The sequence below is a fragment of the Arthrobacter sp. YD2 genome (genome assembly GCF_030410475.1).
In the GTDB taxonomy this organism is placed as follows: Bacteria; Actinomycetota; Actinomycetes; order Actinomycetales; family Micrococcaceae; genus Arthrobacter_B; species Arthrobacter_B zhangbolii.
The window spans coordinates 658,390-672,410 of the sequence record NZ_JAUHHB010000002.1; the positions used below are offsets into that span (position 1 = coordinate 658,390).

Genomic DNA, 14,021 nt, shown 5'->3' on the forward strand with positions numbered 1-14,021 from the left:
GCCTGCAGCACCGGGAGGTAACCCGGAGTTCTTAGGCGGGAGGTCCGTTGTCCTTGGACCGGTGAGGATGGGACTCCTCGGTTTTTGTCTCTGCGAGATTAGCACGCACGGGGCGCCCGGATGACGCCGATTCCGATTTCGCGGCTTCTGTTTCGTTCTTGTTATCCGGGAGCTCAGCGGCTGGTTCGCGGCCGGGAAGGTACAGGGAACCCTCACCGCCCTTGCGTGCCTTGATTGTCAGGTAAACAAACATGGCCAGGGAGGCGATGAGCAGGGCTGCACTGGTCCACACATTAAGCCGTTGTGTGACGCCAAAAAGCGTAATCATTTCGGCGTCATCAATGCGCAGCAGCTCAATCCAGAGGCGCCCCAGGGTGTAGAAGGCCACGTAGAGCCAGACCAGCCGTCCGCCACGGAGCCTGAACCGGCGGTCCAGAAGCAGTAGCAGTGCCACGCCGGCCAGGTTCCACAGCGATTCATAAAGGAAGGTCGGGTGGAACAGGGTGCCGGGTGCGGCGTCGGCGGGGAAGTTGGGGTTGTCCGCGTCAATTTCCAAGCCCCAGGGCAGGTCTGTTTCCGCGCCGAAGAGTTCCTGGTTGAACCAGTTTCCCCACCGTCCCACAGCCTGGGCCAGGAGCAGGCCCGGAGCAGCGGCGTCGGCGAAGGTGGAGAGCTTGATGCCCGCCCGCCGGCACCCGATCCAGGCACCCACAGCGCCCAGTGCCACGGCACCCCAGATCCCCAGCCCGCCCCGCCAGATCTGCGGAATGAGGGCAAGGTCCCCGTCCGCACCGAAGTAGGCGTCCGGAGAGGAAATGACGTGGTAGAGCCGCCCGCCGATGATGCCGAAGGGAATGGCCCAGATGGCAATGTCCCAGACATCGTCAGTGTTCAGGCCACGGGCCTTCCAGCGCCGGGAGGTCAGCCACAGACCCGCGAGGATGCCGGCCAGGATGCACAGGGCGTAGACATGGATGGTCAGCGGCCCCAGCGAAAAGCTGCTGAAGTCGGAGGAGGGGCTGGGGATGCCCGCAGGCACCGGCATCAGGTTCATTAACGGGCCTTCGGGGTTCCGGAGTGCAGTTCACGGGTTAGCTCGGCCACGGCCGGGACGCCGCCGTCGCGCAGGGCGGCCACCAGGGCAGTGCCCACAATGACACCGTCGGCGTAGGCGCCGATTTCGCGGACATGCCCGGCCCGCGAAACGCCCAGGCCTACGCATACCCGCTCCGCGCCGGCGGCACGGGCGGCGCTGACTACGTCCCGGGCGGCGTCGCTGACGCTGTCCCGGGCGCCGGTGACACCCATGATGGAAACGGCATAGACAAAGCCGCGGCTCGCTGCGACGGTGCTCTTCATACGGGCCTCGGTAGAGGACGGTGCCACCAGGAACACCCGGTCCAGGCCGTACTTATCCGAGGCCGCGAACCATTCGGTGGCCTCGTCCGGCACCAGGTCCGGAGTGATGAGTCCGGCTCCCCCGGCCTCGGCCAGGCGGCGGGAAAACTCATCCACGCCCATCCGCACCACGGGGTTCCAGTACGTCATCACCAGCACGGCTGCGTCGGTGGCCGCCGTAATACCGGCAACGACGTCGAATACCTCGGCCACGCGGAAACCGTCGGCCAGGGCCTGGGTGGTGGCGGCCTGGATGACGTGGCCGTCCATGACCGGGTCCGAGTACGGAATGCCGATTTCAATCAGGTCGGCACCGTTCTCCGCCAGGGCAATACCCGCGGCGATGGTTTCCGCCACGGTGGGGTATCCGGCGGGCAGGTAGCCGATCAGCGCGGCGCGGCCTTCGGCAGCCGCCCGGTCAATGGCGGCCGCGGCCTTGCTCTGCCGGACTTCGGTGCTCACAGCTGTTCCCCTTCTTTGCCGATCTCGGCTTCGGCTGACTGGTCATCCAGCAGGTTGAACCATTCAGCGGCGGTGGCCACGTCCTTGTCGCCGCGGCCGGAGAGGTTAACCAGCACGATCTTTTCGGACGCGTCGCCTTCTTCCGCGAGCCTGCGGCCCACCTTGATGGCCCCGGCCAGGGCGTGCGCGGATTCGATGGCGGGAATGATCCCCTCCGTGCGGCACAGCAGCTGGAAGGCGTCCATGGCTTCGGCGTCGGTGATGGGCTCATAGCTGACCCGGCCGATGTCGGAGAGGTAGGAATGCTCCGGACCTACGCCGGGGTAGTCCAGGCCGGCGGAGATGGAATGCGATTCGACGGTCTGGCCGTCCTCATCCTGCATCAGGTAGGACCGCGCGCCGTGCAGCACACCCGGGCGGCCCAGGGTGATGGTGGCGGCGTGGCGGCCGGTTTCAACCCCGTCGCCGCCGGCCTCGAAGCCGTAGATTTTCACTGACGGATCATCCAGGAACCCGTGGAAGATGCCGATGGCGTTGGAGCCGCCGCCAATGCATGCGCAGACTGCATCCGGCAGCCGGCCGGTCTGCTCCAGCATCTGGGCGCGGGCTTCCTCGCCGATGACTTCGTGGAAGTACCGCACCATGGCCGGGAACGGGTGCGCCCCCGCGGCGGTGCCGAGCAGGTAATGCGTGTTGTCCACGTTGGCCACCCAGTCCCGCAGGGCCTCGTTGATGGCGTCCTTCAGGGTCTCGGAGCCGTTGGTCACCGGAATGACCTTCGCGCCGAGCAGTTCCATCCGGGCAACGTTCAGGGCCTGGCGGCGGCAGTCCTCTGCCCCCATGTAGACCACACACTCCAGGCCCAGCAGGGCCGCGGCGGTGGCGCTGGCGACACCGTGCTGGCCGGCACCGGTCTCGGCAATCACCCGGGTCTTGCCCATCCGCTTGGCGAGCAAGGCCTGGCCCAGGACGTTGTTGATCTTGTGTGAACCGGTGTGGTTGAGGTCCTCGCGCTTGAGGAAGATCCGCACCCCGCCGGCATGCTCCGCAAAGCGTTTGGCCTCCGTGAGCAGGGACGGACGGCCGGAGTAGTTCTTATTCAGGTCCGCAACCTGGGCAGTGAACTCCGGGTCGGCCTTGGCCTTCTCGAAGGTCTCTTCCAGCTCGTCGAGGGCCGCAATCAGGGATTCGGGCATCCATCGGCCGCCGTACTCGCCGAAATACGGACCGGAGGCATGGCGGAGGGAGGCTCCCCCGCTGAGGAAGGCCTCGGTGACGCTTCCTGATCCGGTCTCTGCGGCAGCGCCCGCTGCCTGTGCCTGTTCCGACTTCCCGATCATGGGGTTTCTGTCCTGTCCTGCTTGAGCCCGGGCTATCGCTGCCCGGACAGGGAGTTTGGAGCTATGGGTTGGCTTCCACGGCGCCGCGCGCGGCAATGGCGCCTGCCCCCGCTGCGGTGAATTCGCCGATGGTCTGTGCCGGGGTGGCGTGCTTTACCAGCGCCTCACCCACCAGCACCGCGTTTGCCCCGTGGGAGGCATAGTGTTCGACGTCGGCGGCGTCACGGACACCGGACTCGGCAATCACCACGGGTCCGGCGGGAATGCTGCCGGCGAGCGAGGCGAACACCGAACGGTCGACGTCGAGCGTCTTGAGGTTGCGGACGTTGATGCCGATGATCCGGGCACCCAGCGCCACGGCGCGCTCGACTTCCTCAGGGGTGTGCGTCTCCACGAGGGCGTTCATGCCCAGCTCGTGGGTGAGGTCGAGGAAACTGCGCAGCTGCGCGTCGTCCAGCGCCGCCACGATCAGCAGGATCAGGTCCGCGCCGTGTGCCCGCGCCTCCCAGATCTGGTACTCGTCAACGGTGAAGTCCTTGCGCAGGACCGGAATTCCTACCGCGGCGCGGACGGCGTCCAGGTCCGCCAGCGAGCCGCCGAACCGGCGCTCCTCGGTGAGGACGCTGATAACGGCCGCTCCCCCGCGCTCGTAGCTGGCAGCGAGGGCAGCCGGGTCCGCAATGTCGGCCAGGGCGCCCTTTGAGGGGCTGCTGCGCTTGACCTCGGCGATGACCCGCAGCTCGGTACGCGGATCAGCGTTTCCGCCGAGCGCCGCGAAGGCATCAAGCGGCGCCGGAGCCAGGGCAGCGGCGTCGCGCACCTGCTCCAGCGATACGCCCTGCCGGCGCCGGGAGAGATCTTCCCGGACGCCGGCAATGATGTCGTCGAGAACGCTCACCTAGTGGCTGCTGTTCTTCAGCTTTGATCCGTTGACGCCGTAGCCTGCCTTGCGCATGATGAAGCCCACAACCAGGCCGATGAGCATCACGGCGATGCCGGCGAAGAAGCCGACGAAGCTGGCCATGATGTAGGCGACGGATGAAACAGCGGCACCAACGATCATGATGAGGACGCAGGTCCAGGCGGCGGGGGTGTTGCCGTGCCCAATGGTCTCGTCGTGGATGCTGGCGTGGGCTTCGCCCTCGTTTTCCTGGCCGGCTTCGAGGCGCTGGTCAGTGGTGTTTGTGCTCATGGTGAATCTCCTCATTAACGAATCTGGGTTCCATTCTGCCATTAGCTGGACGGAAACCCTCTTATATGTAGCTTTGGTGCGGGTCTATTTGTCGGTCGGGTCTTCGCCGCGGGAGAGCTGGTCCCAGCCGTCAATCTCGTCCACGGGTTCCGCGTCCCGGTCATTGCTGCCGGCTGCGGCGTCTCCGGGGGTGTTCGCGCCGGTTCCGCCCTCGCGGTCCCCCGCGGCACCTGCCGCCGGCGCAGCATAGCGGCGCGAGGTGCTCCAGTGCCGTCCCGCGAGGGAGAGCCAGACACCGGCCAGGGCAATGAGGATGCCGATCACCAGTGCCGCATACGGCATGGCGGTCACTTCCACCGCGGTGCCCTCGGCGGAGCTGACGCCGATGGCCTTGCCAATGGCGCCGGCGGCGCCCTGGAGCGGGTCGCTGATAATCCGGTAGCTGGCCACCGCCACTCCGCTGCCGGAGATCACCAGGATCACGCCGATGATCCAGCGGGCAATCCGTCCGGCAATGGCGGCTGCCAGGGCGGCGGCCACGGCCACCACGGCGAAGGCGGTGACTGCGGTGGCCGCGTCACTGCCGGCGACAGCCACATCCGGGGTCACGACGTCGGTGGCCGGGAGTGTGACGTTCAGCCAGGTGCGGGTTGTGGTGCCGAAGGCGAGGGCCGCCAGCAGGACGGTTCCCATCACAACGGTTGCCTTGCGCCGCCAGCGGGGTGCCGGCGGGGTGGAGCGGGATGATGCGGCGGGCGTGGTGCTCACTTGTCTGCTTCCTGGGGTACGGATTCCTGCGGTCGGGTGGCGGGTGCGGAGGGCGCGGAAGTGCGGTCCGCCGGTTTACCCGGTCCGGTTTCACCCGGTGCGGCGACAGTTTTCAGCGAGCCGGCGATGAGCGCCGCCCGGAGGGGTGCAGCCGCCTTGTTGACGGTTTCCTGTGCTTCGGCTTCCAGATCAGAGTCGTTGACTATTCCGCCGCCGGCCTGCACGTAAGCCTTTCCATCCCGCAGCAGCGCCGAGCGGATGGCGATGGCCATATCCATGTCTCCGGCGAAGTCCAGGTATCCGACCACGCCGCCGTAGATGCCGCGGCGGTGCGGCTCAACTTCGTCGAGCAGGCGCAGGGCCCGCGGCTTCGGCGCACCGGAGAGGGTGCCCGCTGGGAAGGTGGCCGCGAGGACGTCGTAGGCCGTGGAGGTGTCGGCCAGGCGTCCGACGACGGTGGAGACCAGGTGCATGATGTGGCTGAACCGTTCCACTTCCATGAACTGGGTGACGTCGATGCTGCCGGGGCGGCAGACCTTGGAAAGGTCGTTGCGGGCCAGGTCCACCAGCATCAGGTGCTCGGCGCGTTCCTTTTCGTCTTCCAGCAGTTCCTCGGCCAATGCCCGGTCGAGTTCGGAGGTCCGGCCGCGGGGGCGGGAGCCGGCAATCGGGTGGGTGATGACATCGCGGCCGGTGACCGTGACCAGGGCTTCCGGCGAGGATCCCACTACATTGAACGGGTTGCCGTGGGCGTCTTCGAAGTTGAAGAGGTACATGTAGGGGCTGGGGTTGGTGGTGCGCAGGACCCGGTAGACGTCCAACGCCGCAGCACGGCACTCGGCCTCGAAGCGGCGTGAAATGACCACCTGGAACACTTCACCGTCCACGATGGCCTGCTTGCCACGCTGCACTGCCCGGGTGTAGTCGGGTTTCGGCCAGCTTTCCTTGACGTTGGCGGTCAGGTCGGCGGCGTCAACTCCGCCTGCGGGCAGCACGGACACTGCCTGCGGTGTGGGTGCCGCGAGGCGGTCGAGCATGGAGCGCAGGCGGCCGACGGCGTCATGCCACGCCTCATCGACCCGCTCGTCCGAACCGTCGAAGTTGATGGCATTGGCAACCAGCGTCACCGTGCCGTCACTGTTGTCATGGATGGCCATGTCCGAGACCAGGTTCATGGCGATTTCCGGCAGGTCCAGGTCATCCGCGGGCGGGTTGGGCAGCTTTTCCCAGTGCCGCACGGTTTCCCAGCCGACAAAACCCACCATGCCGGAGGTGAACGGGGGAACCTCGTCGAAGCGGTCAGTGGCCAGCAGCTCCACGGTCCGGGCCAGGGCTTCCACCGGGCTGCCATCCACGGGAACACCGGCCGGCGGCTGGCCTAGCCAGTGCGCTTTTCCATCCAGGGTGGTCAGGGTGGCCCGGGAGCGGGCGCCGATGAAGGAATACCGGGACCAGACGCCGCCGGACGCGGCGGATTCCATCAGGAAGGTTCCCGGCTCGCCGTTGGTGAGCTTGCGGTAGATCCCGATAGGGGTGTGTGCGTCCGCCAGTACCGTCAGGCGGACCGGGATGACCCGGCGGTCGGCGGCCAGGGACCGGAATTCCTCCAGGCCGGGGCGGATGGCTCCAAGATCGCGCATGGTGTTCTGCTTCCCTATCGGGTTCGGGTACGGCTGGTGATGATGGTGCGGCGTTGCGGGAGGTCCGGTCAGCGGGTGCCGACGGCGGCATCGAGTTCGCGGCCGTCAAAGCAGGTCCGGGTGCCGGTGTGGCACGCAGCCCCGACCTGATCCACACGGACCAGCAGGGCGTCGCCGTCGCAGTCCAGCGCCACGGACTTTACCCACTGCACATGTCCGGAGGTGTCGCCCTTGCGCCAGTATTCCTGCCGGGAGCGGGACCAGAAGGTGACCCGTCCGCTGGTCAGCGTACGGTGCAGGGCTTCCTCATCCATCCAGCCCAGCATCAGGACCTCGTTGGTGTCGTACTGCTGAACGATGGCGGCCACCAGCCCGGCGTCGTCGCGCTTCAGGGCGGCGCGGAGCTCGGGGGCAAGCTGAGGAGTCTGGGGAGAAGGCGTGGAGGACATCGTACTGATTCTACTGCCCGCTGCCATCTCACTGCCCAACCCGGGGTAATGTGCCGCCACGCCGCCCATTTCCGGCGTTCCGTGCTAGTTTCAGCAGTGATGCATTACGTAGAACCGTCCCGTGAAGTCCTTGCCGAGACCTTGCTCGCGGCGGGTCCTGATGCGCCCACGCTCTGCAACGGATGGCAGACCCGGCAGCTGGCCGCACACCTGTACCTGCGCGAGCACAAAATCAGTTCCGCCGTGGGCCTGTTCGTGAAGCCGCTTGCCGGGCGGGCTGACCGTGCCCTCGAAGAAGTTGCGCAGAAAGCCTCCACCACGGAGAGCTATGCCAGGCTTGTCCGCCAGTTCCGGTCCGGACCGCCGCTGCTCTCCCCCATGAAGATCAAGTCCGTGGACAACAGCGCCAACCTCAGCGAGTACTTTGTCCACACCGAGGACATCCGCCGTGCCGGCACCGACCGGTGGGCGCCGCGGGCCCTGGACAACGACTATTCGGATGCCCTCTGGGCCGAGCTGATCAAGCGTGCTGCCATCCTCTACCGCGGCGTGGACCTGGGAATCGTCCTGGTCCGCCCGGACGGCCCCCGGCATGTGGCCAAGCGGGCGCCCGTGTCGGTGGCGATTGTCGGCGAGCCCGGCGAGCTGCTGATGCATGCCCACGGCCGCACCCGCCATGCCCTGGTGATGTTCGAGGGCCAGCCGGATGCGGTTGCACTGCTGGAAAGTGCGGAGATCGGAATCTAGGTTCCGACCCCCGCACGGCGCCGTTGGTTCCGGCGCCTAACCTGCGGGATCAGTGTCCGCTTTGTCCGGTGTGTGTCCGGCGGCTGCCGCCCTCGTGTCACCGCTGGTGTGCGCGTCCTTCTTACCAAAGGGCAGCACCTTTTTCACGGGGATCAACACCGCCATGACTACCAGGCCCCAGGCGAGTCCTACGACGGCTGAGCACAGCGTGTTCACCAGCCAGGCCAGGAAACCGCCCACCACTGCAACTCCGGCGAACGGATGCTCCAGGGTATGGACCAGGTCATAGGGTGCGTGCCAACCAAGGTCGGACGCCCCTACCAGCATGATGTGCCCGCCCACCCAGAGCATCGCGATGGTTCCCACGAAGGTGATCGCCGCCAGTACAGCAGGCATACCCTTCACCAGCAGGCCGCCGAGGCGCTGCGAGCCGGCTGACTCCTTCTTCGCCAGGTGCATGCCTATGTCGTCCATTTTGACGATCAGCCCCACAGCTCCGTACACCAGGATGGTGATCGCAATGGCGACGACCACGAGGATGACCGCACGGACCCAGATGGACGCATCGCCCACCTCGTTCATGGAGATGACCATGATCTCGCAGGAGAGGATGAAGTCCGTGGTGATGGCTCCCTTGACCACCTTGGACTCGGCGTCGGGCCCCCGCTCTACCGCCGGGGCCTCCTTGTCCTCATGGTGGCCGAAGAACTGGTGCCAGACCTTCTCTGCGCCCTCGTAGCAGAGGTACGTGCCGCCGAGCATCAGGATGAACGGAATCACGCCCGGGATGAAGGCGCTGATCAGCAGCAGGGCCGGCAGGATGATGAGCAGCTTGTTCCGCAGCGAACCCCAGAAGATCTTTTTGATCATCGGGAGTTCGCGGGACGGGTCGGCACCGGAGACGTACTGCGGCGTCACCGCTGCATCGTCTATGACGACGCCGGCGGCCTTGGCTCCGGCTTTCGCTGCTCCCGCTGCGATGTCATCCACGGATGCGGCCGCGATGCGTGCCAGGGCGGCGACGTCATCCAGCAGGGCGACGAGCCCGCCGCTCACAGGCCGGCTCCGTGCTGATGTGATCCGGGCGGTTGGTCATGGAGAGCGCCCTCGAGGCGCAAAATTGGCATACCGGAATTATAGAACCGGCGGGCAGCAGGTTCCCGGCTCAACAGGACCTATCGCCAAAGGAAGTACGTCCACGGTCTCTGTCCAGGCGAATCCTCCTTGAGCTCACCAGCCGAAAATATCTGCGCTGGTGACAACGTCTCCAACGCGGATACGTTCATAGGAATCATCCCAGGGTTCCAACCCCATATGGGCCTTCATCGCCTTTTCGAAGCGGATGGGTGCCGTGTTCTCCCTGAACGGGATGATCTCGGCCTCTACGGCTGTGGCGGGACGCCAGACTTCGCCTTTGAAGTCTTCAATCATGCAGTTTCCCATCTCAGCAGTGCCGGTTTTGTAGGCAGGCAGATACTTCTTTCCATCCACTGGCCCGTTGTCCACTACCTTCCAATGCCCGTGACCAATCAGTGCATCAAAGGTCAATCCCGCGAGGACCGGCTCAGCACCAAGGGCTTCCGGAAGCCGCAAGGGAAGTTCGTCCACCCGCACAGCGAAGTCCCGTACAACTATGTAATACGCGCTATGGAAGGACGAGATAACCTGTCCCACGCTGACCCTTCCGTCGCCCAGCGGGATCGTAAAGATGTCACCGTCCCTCGGGGTCGCTGCTCTTTGACGATTGCCCATGGCTCCTCTCATCCTTTCGCCTCTTCCATCGCTCACGTTAGTCGCCGAAGAGGTCTGCACTGGTGACAATATCCCCTGCTCTCAGATCATCTCCCAAGGGAACCTTGAAGACATCCCCGTCTTTCAGCGTGGGAAAGGTTAGTCGCTCTTCCATGACGCTCAGAATCCCACGCCCGCAGTTCTGCGGCAGCATCCGACTCGCCCTACGGCGTGGTCGTTGCAGTAACCAGGTGAGCCGCCGTCGTACGGACCTTCACTCTCAGGCGTACTTCTCCAAAAAACGGTCTGCATATGCCACGTAATCCCGAGAGGCAGCATCCGTCTTATTCGCCGCTTCCCGCTGCTGCTCCCTCACGAAGTCCACAGCCTCCTCGCGTCGGCCTGTCAGTGCCAGGGCTATGGGGTAAGTCTTCCGCGGTAAACCCGGGTGGGCGCTGAACTGCGCGGGCGGCCGCAACCTCTCGACCACTCCCTCAGGATCACAGAGGGACTCCATAAACGGGATTCCCCAACGGACCACATCGTCCAGGACACCTTCCAGCTGAAAAGGTTCCCCTGCTGCGTCCCGCACACGCCATTGGGCGCCGTTATGCGGCCCTTCACAAGCTCGTAACTCAACGGCTGGGACAGCGCCGGCGACACGCTCTTCGGGAGTTGAGGATTCAGCTCCCGAAAAACTTTTTCAAGCGGCTTCCAGCGCACCCCCACCACAGGCAACACATCCACCGGCCCCGCACCGCAATAGCCCGCCGAGTTCAATCCCAGCCAACCCTGCCAGTCTTTCCCCAAAGGCAGCGTATGAATGAATCCCGACTTACGAAACCCGTGCTCCCTGACGAGAACGTCCCACGCGCCGAACAATTCGTCCTCTACTGACACGCAGCACTCCTATCGGTTATATCGCGGGATCGTACCTACGGATCTGAACTCGCCGTGGATCAACTCCAGTCGAACTCGATGAAGTCTCGAGCCGCTGCTAGGAACCATTCCTCCATAGTGGAGTACTCCCGCCCCACACGGCGTATCGGCATCCCGTTCTCGTCCGGCCAAAGATCCCAGTCATCAATCACTACGACTTTGCTGCCGGTCCAGCACGCCACGTCGTCATCATCGGTCCTTCGGGCAAAAGGAATGATTTCCCAGCCGGGGAGTACCTTGTCGATATGCTGTGCGCGCTGCGTCTGGGCCTCTCCAACCTTTTCAGTCTCGGAAGAGATCTGCACTCTTAACATTCTTTTCTGCTCGGAGGTCATCAAAGGAGTCTCTCCAAGGTTCCAAACCAACGTGGGCTCGGAGAGCATCTTCAAAGATCGCAGCAGATAATGTAGTCCTGTTGGGCAGTATCTCCTTTTCCAATTCAGTGGCAGGGCGCATTCTCTCACCAGAAAAGTCCACCACCATGTACTCTCCTGGGGCCTGCCACCCGACTTTGTATGCCGGGAGGTATTTTCGACTGTCTACGGTCCTGTTCTCGAGTACCTGCCATCGCCCTGGTCGGAACAGAGCATCCCTCGACAATCCAGCAAAGACTGGCTCAGACTGGAGCGCCTCCGTGACCAGCGGAGGCACTTCTTCCTCCGATGCCACGAAATCGAAAATAACCACGTAATAGGCGGACAAGTATGAAGAAACAACTTGGCCAACCGCCGCCCTGCCATCGCCTAGAGGAATCTTGAAGACGTCACCGTCTTTCAAAGAAGCCCATTTTTGAGCCCTTACCATAGATCTCCTCCGGCATCTGCATATCGCTTATCATTCATCTGGTGTCGCTTGTTCGAAAGCAGACCATCCGGATTCCCCTTGTTTGTTGGCCCGCCATAACACCAGGGAGCTGTCCTTACGCTGCCCGACTTCCCTCGCCTGCTCCACGGTCTCCGCCAGGTGAACATTCCGGCGCCCCATCGGCAGGATCCCGGCAACCCGAATGACCGGGACAGTATCTCGCGCGGTCCCGTGGAAAAGCACTGCGGGCGGCTCAATGGGTTCCTCCGCCGGCCGAACCGGCACGGAATGGCCGTGCACCGCACGAATCCGTCCATCACTTATCTGATGGCGCTTTTTCCCAGCAGCCTCAAGCACCCCGTGAAGCATCACCTCGTCAACGGCCTCCCACTCCGGACCTAACCGATGCAGGGCAGCAAGCACTCGAGCAACCGGCGCCCATCCCTCCGGATCCAGCACCAGCCCATACTCACCCGGGGCATGACGAAGCGCATGGGACAACACCCTGCTGATCTCGGACCGGCTCGGAGTACTCGTCAATTGCGTGGTCTTTCGGTGTGCCGGGCGGAACTGTTCGAGGGGCAATCCCCTTACCGGACCCTTCTGGGGGCCCAGGTCAACTCCAGTCGAACTCGATGAAGTCTCGGGCGGCAGCAAGGAACCATTCCTCCATCGAGCCATACTCACGTGCCACCAAACGTCGGGGGCCGTTCTCATCCCAAATAAGATCCCAGTCATCGATCACTACAACCTTGCTGCCGGTCCAGCACGCCACGTCGTCGTTATCGGTCCGACGGGCAAAGGGAATGATCCCCCACCCCGGGAATACCTGCTCAATATGTTGAGCCCGCCGCAGCTGCATCTCTCCCTGTAATACCGCCCACGGATCCAGATCGGTAATGCCACACTCAATCATGTGGGCATAAAGAGCAGGCAGCGATTGAATTTCTCTCATCGCGTCATCTTAGGCGTCGCTGCATGGGCCCACGCATGCAAAAACATTACAATTCAGCGCCGCTAACGCGTCGAACATCGGGGTCTCCGCAGGGGCGTCGTCCCCTCAGTGTCCGGGTGGTCGAAGAATTTCTCCACGGTCGCTGACCAAAGCAACAGCAACACCATGCTTGGAAGCCAAAGAAGTGAAAAGCTCCCGCGCTTCCGGCTCCTGACTCCACGCGAACGCCCCGTAGACCACTGTGGTTCCGATCGAGTAGTCAGCAAGACGATCTTCCAAGCCGGGATCCTGGTCGAGCTCCACATCCGTCGGAGAATCAGGTCCGTTCATGGGAGGAAAGGTTTGAATTAGCTCCTTGTAAAACCTGTTCAACGAGGGACTTGTTACGGCTACGTCATCGTATGAATGATTCTCTGCCCAACGCGACTGTTCAGCCCACCATGCGGGGAAATCTGCTTCAACCACACTGTCGGATTCGAACGCTAAAATATCGTAAGTCATAACGTGGAGACTACCTTTCCGTCGGTGTCTTGATCCTTGATACACGGACATTTCTCAAGAGATCGGTTGTCTCTCTATCTTCTGCTCAATGAGGCCAACTATTTCCAATCTTGGTGTTACTAAATCACCTAGTACCCCCAGTCGCACAGCGATAATAAGCAACCCCCCCTGCGCACCTTCTTTCACCGTATGATAATCAGCTGGATAGCGGGCACCTCGCAACATACCGTCCAGGTTCACATGCTCTTGGACCCGACCGACTCTAAAGCGAACGTCCTAGGAAGAATTATGTCCTCCCACACAACAGGGATAGGCGCCTTCGGGTCACCTTGGTTGCCCTGACGTACGTCGGCTGCGCTCTCAGGCGTACTTCTCCAGGAAACGGTCGGCGTATTCAACATAGAATTTAGAAGCCAGGTCCGGTTTATCAGCAACTTCCTGTAAGTGCTGAGTCACCACCTTTACGGCCTCTGATCGGCGGTCAGTCAATACCAAAGCAATTGGATAGGTCATCCAGGAGGCCGCAGGGTTAACCGCGAACTGCGAAGGCGGACGAAGTCTTTCGACAACCACCGACGGATCGCAGAGAGATTCCATAAACGGAACACCCCAACGAAGCACGGCGTCAACAGCCTCTTCCAGATGCACCGGCGCATCTTTGTCGGCCCGTACACGCCATTGCGCCCCGTCGTGACCTGGAACGAGGGTATAAAGCGGCCTGGACAGAGTGGACGTCGTACTCTTGGGAACCTTCGGATTCAGTTCTTCAAATATCGTACCCAGAGGCTTCCACCGCACTCCCACCACCGGCAGTGCATCCACCGGCCCCGCACCGTTGTACGTCGCCAGATTCACGCCTACCACGCCAAGCCAATCTTTTCCGAAAGGTATCGTGCTCAAACCACGGACCTTGCGAAAACCATGCTCTTTCAACAAGCCTGCCCAAGCGGCAAGCACCTCATCCTGCAACGACATCCAAGCTCCGTTTCACTTATATGGCCGGGACGTACTTATCCACTTGCACTTCTATCGGGCCGATAGGCACTCCGGGCTCAAACTGGGCCTCGTGGGCATGTTCCCCTACAGGTATGCCAC

The 14,021-nt window shown here is 63.2% G+C and carries 17 protein-coding genes; 1 reads left to right on the forward strand and 16 read right to left on the reverse strand.

Going from position 1 to position 14,021, the window contains the following annotated elements; genetic code table 11:
- Positions 1–31 precede the first annotated feature (31 nt).
- The 8 genes from lgt to hisI all read right to left on the reverse strand — a co-directional run bounded on the left by lgt (position 32) and on the right by hisI (position 7,249).
- Positions 32–1,054 carry a prolipoprotein diacylglyceryl transferase gene (gene lgt / locus QWJ37_RS09625; RefSeq protein ID WP_290245156.1) on the reverse strand — a complete coding sequence of 341 codons (1,023 nt, stop codon included), beginning with the start codon at positions 1,052–1,054 and terminating at the stop codon, positions 32–34.
- Entirely contained in the window at positions 1,054–1,860 is an 807-nt protein-coding gene (trpA, locus tag QWJ37_RS09630; protein ID WP_227902083.1) for a tryptophan synthase subunit alpha, read from the reverse strand. The genes lgt and trpA overlap by 1 nt, the downstream gene beginning before the upstream one ends.
- Positions 1,857–3,200, reverse strand: a complete 1,344-nt coding sequence (gene trpB, locus QWJ37_RS09635; protein WP_227902084.1) for a tryptophan synthase subunit beta — start codon at positions 3,198–3,200, stop codon at positions 1,857–1,859. Before trpB ends, trpA begins: the two co-directional genes overlap by 4 nt.
- 61 nt (positions 3,201–3,261) lie before the next feature.
- Positions 3,262–4,098 carry an indole-3-glycerol phosphate synthase TrpC gene (trpC, locus tag QWJ37_RS09640; protein WP_227902085.1) on the reverse strand — a complete coding sequence of 279 codons (837 nt, stop codon included), beginning with the start codon at positions 4,096–4,098 and terminating at the stop codon, positions 3,262–3,264.
- A complete protein-coding gene (locus QWJ37_RS09645) occupies positions 4,099–4,392 on the reverse strand; it encodes an HGxxPAAW family protein (RefSeq protein ID WP_227902086.1) in 294 nt (97 codons plus the stop codon).
- 84 nt (positions 4,393–4,476) lie between these two features.
- Entirely contained in the window at positions 4,477–5,160 is a 684-nt protein-coding gene (locus QWJ37_RS09650) for a Trp biosynthesis-associated membrane protein (RefSeq protein WP_290245157.1), read from the reverse strand.
- The gene (locus QWJ37_RS09655) at positions 5,157–6,800 is read right to left on the reverse strand and encodes an anthranilate synthase component I (protein ID WP_290245158.1); all 1,644 of its coding nucleotides are present in this window, start codon (positions 6,798–6,800) and stop codon (positions 5,157–5,159) included. Before QWJ37_RS09655 ends, QWJ37_RS09650 begins: the two co-directional genes overlap by 4 nt.
- 68 nt (positions 6,801–6,868) lie before the next feature.
- Positions 6,869–7,249 (reverse strand): phosphoribosyl-AMP cyclohydrolase, encoded by a 381-nt coding sequence (gene hisI / locus QWJ37_RS09660; RefSeq protein WP_227902089.1) that lies wholly within the window; start codon positions 7,247–7,249, stop codon positions 6,869–6,871.
- A gap of 99 nt (positions 7,250–7,348) precedes the next feature.
- On the opposite strand from hisI, the gene QWJ37_RS09665 reads away from it, so the two are divergent.
- Positions 7,349–7,996, forward strand: coding sequence for a TIGR03085 family metal-binding protein (locus tag QWJ37_RS09665; RefSeq protein ID WP_227902270.1), 648 nt, complete (start codon positions 7,349–7,351; stop codon positions 7,994–7,996).
- Positions 7,997–8,032: 36 nt separating this feature from the next.
- Here the strand turns inward: QWJ37_RS09665 and QWJ37_RS09670 are convergent, their stop codons facing one another.
- The 8 genes from QWJ37_RS09670 to QWJ37_RS09700 form a co-directional block, all read right to left on the reverse strand.
- Complete coding sequence (locus QWJ37_RS09670; protein WP_290245159.1) at positions 8,033–9,052, reverse strand: DUF808 domain-containing protein; 1,020 nt, start codon at positions 9,050–9,052, stop codon at positions 8,033–8,035.
- A 174-nt stretch (positions 9,053–9,226) separates the two neighbouring features.
- Entirely contained in the window at positions 9,227–9,748 is a 522-nt protein-coding gene (locus QWJ37_RS09675) for an immunity 26/phosphotriesterase HocA family protein (protein ID WP_227927915.1), read from the reverse strand.
- A 938-nt stretch (positions 9,749–10,686) separates the two neighbouring features.
- Positions 10,687–10,971, reverse strand: coding sequence for a hypothetical protein (locus QWJ37_RS09680; protein WP_227927916.1), 285 nt, complete (start codon positions 10,969–10,971; stop codon positions 10,687–10,689).
- Positions 10,949–11,470 carry an Imm26 family immunity protein gene (locus tag QWJ37_RS09685; protein ID WP_227927917.1) on the reverse strand — a complete coding sequence of 174 codons (522 nt, stop codon included), beginning with the start codon at positions 11,468–11,470 and terminating at the stop codon, positions 10,949–10,951. Before QWJ37_RS09685 ends, QWJ37_RS09680 begins: the two co-directional genes overlap by 23 nt.
- A 30-nt stretch (positions 11,471–11,500) precedes the next feature.
- On the reverse strand, positions 11,501–12,187 hold the full coding sequence (locus tag QWJ37_RS16185) for an RNA 2'-phosphotransferase (protein WP_356881928.1): 687 nt from the start codon (positions 12,185–12,187) through the stop codon (positions 11,501–11,503).
- A complete protein-coding gene (locus QWJ37_RS09690; RefSeq protein WP_227927918.1) occupies positions 12,087–12,425 on the reverse strand; it encodes a hypothetical protein in 339 nt (112 codons plus the stop codon). Before QWJ37_RS09690 ends, QWJ37_RS16185 begins: the two co-directional genes overlap by 101 nt.
- A gap of 105 nt (positions 12,426–12,530) precedes the next feature.
- Positions 12,531–12,926 carry a hypothetical protein gene (locus QWJ37_RS09695; protein ID WP_227927919.1) on the reverse strand — a complete coding sequence of 132 codons (396 nt, stop codon included), beginning with the start codon at positions 12,924–12,926 and terminating at the stop codon, positions 12,531–12,533.
- A 360-nt stretch (positions 12,927–13,286) separates the two neighbouring features.
- Positions 13,287–13,901 carry a hypothetical protein gene (locus QWJ37_RS09700; RefSeq protein ID WP_227927920.1) on the reverse strand — a complete coding sequence of 205 codons (615 nt, stop codon included), beginning with the start codon at positions 13,899–13,901 and terminating at the stop codon, positions 13,287–13,289.
- Positions 13,902–14,021: the final 120 nt, after the last annotated feature.